This window comes from Streptomyces sp. NPDC050388 (assembly GCF_040655635.1).
GTDB lineage: Bacteria > Actinomycetota > Actinomycetes > Streptomycetales > Streptomycetaceae > Streptomyces.
The window spans coordinates 1-5,064 of sequence record NZ_JBFAKH010000193.1 but is presented as its reverse complement, the minus strand read 5'-3'; the positions used below and the strand labels follow the sequence as shown (position 1 = coordinate 5,064).

Here is a 5,064-nt window from a genome sequence, read left to right as displayed (position 1 = left end):
CTGGTACGACGGCGGCGCGCTGTCCACGGACGGTCCCCCTCCACCATGACCAACCCGAAGATCATCCCACCCGGTCAGCCAACGTGACAGTGCCGCGACCGGTGTCTTTCCGCTGGCACCACGGGATCATGGAGCGGTGTTCCGTGAGGCTCAGAGCCAGGTCTCGGCGAGCAGCTGCAGTGAGCGGTCTCGTACGGCTGGGTCGTACGCGTAGGTGACGGTGATGAGTTCATCGGCGCCGGTGCGCTCCACGAATCCCTGCAGCTGGGCCTTCACCGTCTGCGGGGCACCCACGGCTTTGATCCGCAGCATGGATTGGTCTGGTCGGCCCTGCCCTGCGAGCGTCTCCGGGGCCACCGGCGGCTGCATCTTGCGGGACTGACCGCGCATGACGTCGCGGAACATCTGCTCGACCACCGTAAATTCGCGCTTCGCCTCCTCGTCGGTGCCGGCCACCATGACGTTGATGCCGGCCATCACGTAAGGTTTTTCGATCTGAGCGGTGAGTGCTTCGGCATTGAATGCCTCCCTGTACACCTGGATCGCCTGATCGATCTGGTCGGGCGCGAAATGCGAGGCCAAGGAAAACGGCAGACCCAGCTGGCCCGCGATGGAGGCGCCATTGACGGTGGATCCGAGAACCCAGATGGGCACCTCGGTCCCGGCGGACACGGAAGACACAATCTTCACGCTGTGCGCGGTGCCCGTCTTACTGAACCACCCCTGAAGGTCGTAAATGCTCTGGGCGAAGGCTTGGGGCTCAGCTGAGGAGCGGTTCAGTGCCTGGGCGGTCATCATGTCTGTTCCCGGAGCCCGTCCCAAGCCCAAGTCGATCCGATCCCCATGCATGTTGGCCAAGGTTCCGTACTGCTCGGCCACCATGAGCGGAGCGTGGTTAGGAAGCATCACCCCGCCGGAGCCTAGACGGATCCGCTCGGTGACCGAGGCGGCCCGGGAGATCAGCAGCGCGGTGGCGCTGGCAGCGAGATTCGGGGTGTTGTGGTGCTCGGCGAACCAGATCCGACGATAGCCCAGTTGATCGGCGAGGCGGGCCGATCCCATCGAGGCGGCGATGGCTTCTTGGGCGGTGGAGCCCTCGGAGATGGAGACCAGATCGAGAATGTTCAAAGGCACAGACACTGTCGGATTTTCCTTATGTTCGCAGCACCAAGTGCAGGGGTAACAGCCACAGGCTGCAGCTCTATTCCAGTCGTCAGGCCCCGACATGGTCCAAGCGGGCGCTGTCACGTTGGCTGACAGGATGGGAGGATCCTCGGGCTGGTCACGGTGGAGGGGGTCGTCCGTGGACAGCGCGCCGCCGTCGTACCAGGGGCACCGGTACCCGGTGGAGATCATCGCGCACTGCGTGGGGTTGTACTTCCGCTGCCCGCTGTCGTTCCGCGAAGTCGAGGAGCTGATACTCGAGCGCGGCGTGCTCGTCTCCCACGAGACCGTCCGGCGCTGGTGCGCCACGTTCGGGCAGGCCTACGCCAGCGCGCTGCGCCGCCAGCGTGCGCGGCTGGGCGACAGGTGGCACCTGGACGAGGTCTTCATCAAGATCAACAGGGAACGGAAGTACCTGTGGCGGGCCGTCGACGCCGACGGCAACGTGCTCGACATCCTGGTCCAGTCCCGCCGGGACGAGGCCGCGGACAGGCGCTTCTTCCGTCGGCCCCTCAAAGGAATCGGGGCCGTGCCGCGGGTGATCATCACGGACAAGCTCCGCTCCTACGGCGCGGCCCACCTCAGGGTGATGCCTTCGGCCGGGCACCGCTCCCATAAGGGCCTGGACCACCGGGCCGAGAACAGCCACCGGCCCACCCGGCAGCGCGAACGCGCCATGAAAGGCTTCCGCCCCCACCGCCACCTGATGACCGCACCCGGCCACCGCGCCGAGATGACCGTCCGCTTCACTATCTGGGACCAGATCACCGGCAGCACCGGCCTGCCCACCGCGGCCTGACCCAGACCCTCGCCCGAGGCCGGCCCGCACCCCGACACATCATCAGGCACTCACATACTCAACAACGTGACAGCGCCACTGGCCGCATAGATCGTCTCCACGCTGCGAGGGGATTGACAGCCGAGACCTACCCGAGAAGTACGCCCAGTTCAACCGGGACCATGCCCGGCTGCGGGCACCGGGAGAACGCGCCTTCGCCCGTCTCAAGCAAGGGCGGATCCTCCGCAAAGCCCGCTGCAGCACCAACCGAATCGGCCGCACGGTCGCCGCGGTTCACGCCATTGAGATCGCCCGGCGCTCAGGATGAGAAGCGTTCAGTGAGCAATCGCCGGACTTTTGAGGGACTTGTGGCCGGACGGCAGGGCTTCGGCATGGTCGGTTGATTCCCGGTTGCTGACGTCTCGTCGTGTTGGGTGGAGCCCGACGCAGAACAGGCACGGACGTCCGTGATCATGGAGTTCTCTACGCTCTGTAACCTTGGACTGCCCGTGCCTGCCGAAGCGACGTAGCCGTACAGGGCGTCCACGCAGAGAGTAGTGGGGAATGAGTGTGGTGGAGAGCTGGTCTCGCGTGATGAGTCTTCTTCGGGAGCACGCCCCGGCCGATCATGCGGATCTGCCCGGGCCGGCCACGGAACAGATGCTTGCGGCCGCCGAGGAACGGATGGGCATCCAGCTTCATCGGGAACTGCGGGCGTGGCTGTTGCAGAACAACCTTGATCTTCCTGAGGAAGATGTGGACGACGACGTGGCGTGTTGCGGTTTCGCAGGGTTTCCGGACGAGGGAAGTTTCTTTCTGGGCATCCGGGCGATGGAGAAGCTCTACGCCAACCACTACATGACCGGTGGGGTCAACCCTCCGGATCAGCCGGACAATCCGTTCTGGCGCAATGAGTGGATCCCGTTCCTGTCGGACCAGGACGGCTGGATGGGAAAGTTCATCGACGTGCAGGACGGCCGTATCGGCAGGTGGTTCGTGGGGGAGATCACGACCACGGGCGAGTACGCGTCACTGGCTCACTATTTCGACTCCGTGGCAGAAATGCTGACGAAAACCGCCGATGGAAGCCATCCGACCTGCTCGGTCACCGAAGGACGACTCGTCTGGTCGTGAAACCAAAGCGCCCCCCGGTTGTTCCGGGGGCAGAGCTTCGGCGTTGTCCGGCCTCGTCCGTTTTGATCATGTGAGGCCGAGGAGGGCGAGGGTCCGGGTTTGGTCCCGGGCTGCTCGTCGGAGTCCGGCGGCGATGTTCCGGACGCCGGCCAGGCGAAGGGCTCCGATCGCAAGGTTCCTGCAGGTGGCCATTGCTCTGGGTGCGTTCCCGGCCCGCACCTGGGAGGCGTCCTCGGCGAACGTGACGTCCCTGACGTGGTGCAGGGCCTCGACGGTCCGGTGCCCTCGGATCAGTCGGGCGAGCTGAGTCGGGCCGGCCTGTTCGCGGTAAGGCTGGTGACCGCGTAGACGGTCTTGGGGCTGATCTTCCCGGTCTTGCGGTGGACGCGGCGGCGAACGATCTGGACGGCCTGGCGGGCGCCGGGGAAGAGCAGGTTGTTGACCATGCAGACCTTCAGTCTGGGGGTCGGCCCCTCCGGGGAGGATCTCGTGGCGGTCGTGACCGGTCACGCGGGTCCTGTCCTGCAGCGGAATCTGTTTCCAGGGAAGGGACTTGAGCTGTTTGCGGAGCTTCTTGGTGTTGCGCTTCACGATCACGATGCAGTGGGCCCGCCGGTTGAGGAGATAGACGGCGTGGTCGTGCTGGGTGTGCATCGCGTCGCTGGTGACGACCGTGCCGGCCAAGTTCTCGAGGGTGTCGAGCAACGGATGGAAGCAAGCGATCTCGTTGGTCTTCGTCGCTGGTCTGCCGGTCCGCGAGCCAGGCTCCGACCGCATGGTCCAGGGCGTCCGTGTCGACTCTGGCCAGCAGTCGCCGGATCGTGGATTCCGCGGGCCAGGACCGTTTCGGGTACAGCGGATCTACGACGGTGCCGAGCCGTTCGAGCAGGGCCGACGGCGCGTCGGCCACCCATTCACCCACCGCCAGCAGGGATCGCGCTCCGGCGAGGACCGCGCAGGCCGTCAGCGCGAGGACCGTCACGAGAGGGTGCCGCACTCCCCGCGGATCCCGCGGGTCCGGGACCTGCGCAAGGCGTTCCAGTAACCCCGGAACCTCGCGCCCGGACACTTCAGGATGAGGTCTGAGCTGGTCAAAGACAGGGGAGACCAGAGATGATGCGTCGGCAGGCACGGTCATTCCAAGGTTACAGAGCGTAGAGAGCTCCATGATCACGGACGTCCGTGCCTGTTCTGCGTCGGGCTCCACCCAACACGACGGGACGTCAGCAACCGGGCATCGACCGACTATGCCGAAGCCCTGAGGTGCCGGCCGACGCCGCGTTGCCGCTCTCGCCTGCAGCGATGACTTTCCGAGCCCCACCGGGCGATGGAGGTGATCGAACTGCTCGCCGCGCGGGCCCACGGCTGGATCGGGCGCTGAAGAAAGTCACCCGAAAGGGCGGCCACGTCGTCCTGCTCGACTGCACTCTGATCCGCGCCCGGCGCCGCACCGGAACGGACGAGCGCCGCAACTACTCGGGTAAGCGCAAGTGCCACGGCCTGCTCTTCCTCGCGCTCACCGACGACAAGGGCCGGCTGCTGTGGCTGTCCGCGGCCAGCCCGGGGCGCTCCTCGGAGGTCACCACCGCCCGCTGCAACAAGCTCGTCGAGCGCTTGCGCGCCCACGAGCTGGGCGCCATCGGCGACCTCGGCTTCACCGGCCTGGACGACGATGTGGACAACCCGGTGGTCATCACTGACTACAAGGCCTCCCGCACCAAGCCGCTCACGTCGGCGAAGAAGCAGGTCAGCAAGCTGATCGCGTCCGTCCGCGGGGTCTGCGAGCACGCCTTCGCGAACCTGGAGAACTGACGTGCCCTCACCAAGCTCCGCTTGTCGGCCCGTTACGCGACCACGTTGCTGCGGGCGCTGCTCGTGTTGACCAACACCGAAGCAATGCCGGAAAGTTATGTGAAGTTGCCGTTTGTCAAGCACCTGACGGCGGCGGTGTGTCGAGGCGGTGGGCCGGGAGAACGGGACGGGCCCTC

General features: G+C 65.9%; 5 protein-coding genes and 2 pseudogenes. 4 read left to right on the top strand and 3 right to left on the bottom strand.

Annotated features, from left to right (window positions below):
- Positions 1-150: 150 nt before the first annotated feature.
- The gene (locus AB0I73_RS40270; RefSeq protein ID WP_363045351.1) at positions 151-1,134 is read right to left on the bottom strand and encodes an LLM class flavin-dependent oxidoreductase; all 984 of its coding nucleotides are present in this window, start codon (positions 1,132-1,134) and stop codon (positions 151-153) included.
- 169 nt (positions 1,135-1,303) lie between these two features.
- Between AB0I73_RS40270 and AB0I73_RS40265 the strand changes: the two genes are divergently transcribed.
- The 3 genes and pseudogenes from AB0I73_RS40265 to AB0I73_RS40255 all read left to right on the top strand — a co-directional run bounded on the left by AB0I73_RS40265 (position 1,304) and on the right by AB0I73_RS40255 (position 3,076).
- Positions 1,304-1,963 (top strand): IS6 family transposase, encoded by a 660-nt coding sequence (locus tag AB0I73_RS40265; RefSeq protein WP_363045350.1) that lies wholly within the window; start codon positions 1,304-1,306, stop codon positions 1,961-1,963.
- A gap of 151 nt (positions 1,964-2,114) precedes the next feature.
- A pseudogene (locus AB0I73_RS40260) lies at positions 2,115-2,270 on the top strand (IS5/IS1182 family transposase); the annotation flags it as partial.
- 236 nt (positions 2,271-2,506) lie between these two features.
- Positions 2,507-3,076 carry an SMI1/KNR4 family protein gene (locus AB0I73_RS40255; RefSeq protein WP_363045349.1) on the top strand — a complete coding sequence of 190 codons (570 nt, stop codon included), beginning with the start codon at positions 2,507-2,509 and terminating at the stop codon, positions 3,074-3,076.
- A gap of 66 nt (positions 3,077-3,142) precedes the next feature.
- Here AB0I73_RS40255 and AB0I73_RS40250 read toward each other — a convergent pair whose 3' ends face one another.
- Positions 3,143-3,853: a transposase gene (locus AB0I73_RS40250; protein WP_363045348.1), complete on the bottom strand. Its 711-nt coding sequence runs from the start codon at positions 3,851-3,853 to the stop codon at positions 3,143-3,145.
- Between the two features lie 40 nt (positions 3,854-3,893).
- A pseudogene (locus AB0I73_RS40245) lies at positions 3,894-4,214 on the bottom strand (transposase family protein); the annotation flags it as partial.
- A 164-nt stretch (positions 4,215-4,378) separates the two neighbouring features.
- Between AB0I73_RS40245 and AB0I73_RS40240 the strand changes: the two are divergent.
- Positions 4,379-4,888 (top strand): transposase family protein, encoded by a 510-nt coding sequence (locus tag AB0I73_RS40240; RefSeq protein ID WP_363045347.1) that lies wholly within the window; start codon positions 4,379-4,381, stop codon positions 4,886-4,888.
- The last annotated feature ends 176 nt before the right edge of the window (positions 4,889-5,064 follow it).

What these genes read in the sequence shown, in the direction of transcription:
- AB0I73_RS40255 (WP_363045349.1), top strand. Translation starts at nt 2,507, where the DNA reads ATGAGTGTGGTGGAGAGCTGGTCTCGCGTGATGAGTCTTCTTCGGGAG.
- AB0I73_RS40250 (WP_363045348.1), bottom strand. Translation starts at nt 3,853, where the DNA reads ATGCGGTCGGAGCCTGGCTCGCGGACCGGCAGACCAGCGACGAAGACC.
- AB0I73_RS40240 (WP_363045347.1), top strand. Translation starts at nt 4,379, where the DNA reads ATGACTTTCCGAGCCCCACCGGGCGATGGAGGTGATCGAACTGCTCGC.